This window comes from Vibrio sp. 1401, assembly GCF_033340295.1.
Map to the genome: position 1 here is coordinate 1 of NZ_JAWOWF010000171.1, position 947 is coordinate 947.

Below are 947 nucleotides of genomic sequence, written 5' to 3' on the forward strand. Positions count from 1 at the left end.
ACCCTGACGCTGCAGATACTGCTTCGCCAGGGTCTCGTACTGATTACCTATTTGACGCTTACTAAAGAGCCCCACGCTCAGCCCAGCTCAATTCGCGTTGTACAACACAGTTGTTGTCAATGCTTAACGTACCAGTTTGGCCGCTTACTGAGTAACCTGGTACCACTTTCATTTGTGGCAATTCACCGATCAGTTTGTAGGCATCCATCCCTAGAGCTTTTAAGCGTTTTTCCATGTTGGATTGATCTGCCCATAGCTCGTTCATTTCAGCGGTCACAATTGGGTCTGGGTTTACTAGCAGCGGAATGTCACTGTAGATAATGCCTGTTAGGTCTTCGTACGTCGCACCACCGCTGTTGCTACGAGAGTTCGAGAACAGTTTTGGTGGCTTCGCATCTGGGTTAATTGCGACCTCAATGAATGGTTTGATAAGTGTTAGTTCAGAGCTACGAGCGACAATATAAACTGCGTCCACATCACGACGACTGCGTGGCTGTGTTTCCAACTTAATGCGCATGAGCGATTGCATCTGTGCGATACGCTGTTTGCTCTCTTGTAATCCAAAGACGTCGTTAATGTCTTTTTGTAGCTGGCGCTTATCACCAAAGTAGCTTGTTGCGACTTTGTTTGAGCTGTACTTGCTCCATTCTTCATTGAAAGCTTGCACAACACGCTCACCGTAGCTGCCTTTTGGCGCTAGGATTAGCGGGAAGTTATAGCCTTCGCTAAACAAGTATTTTGCAGCTTGAGCCACTTCTTGCTCTGGTGACAACGCTAGGTAGCAAATGTCGGTACCTGGCTGAACATCTTCAGGAATATTCAGTGCCAGTGCTGGAATGGCTGGACTGTTTGCTGAACCATCCATCGTGGTTTGCAATAGTTCGACATTTTCTTTTTGCAGTGGGCCGACAACAAAATCGATGTTTTCGTTGATAAGACGTTGCTTC

1 protein-coding gene and 1 pseudogene are annotated in these 947 nt (G+C 46.9%); both read right to left on the reverse strand.

Features of this window, described 5'->3' with window-relative positions; genetic code table 11:
* Window positions 1–75: pseudogene (locus tag R7Z77_RS24335) on the reverse strand (YraN family protein); the annotation flags it as partial.
* On the reverse strand, window positions 62–947 hold an 886-nt coding region (locus tag R7Z77_RS24340; protein WP_318136927.1), incomplete at its 5' end, for a penicillin-binding protein activator. The gene R7Z77_RS24340 and the pseudogene R7Z77_RS24335, both read right to left, overlap by 14 nt.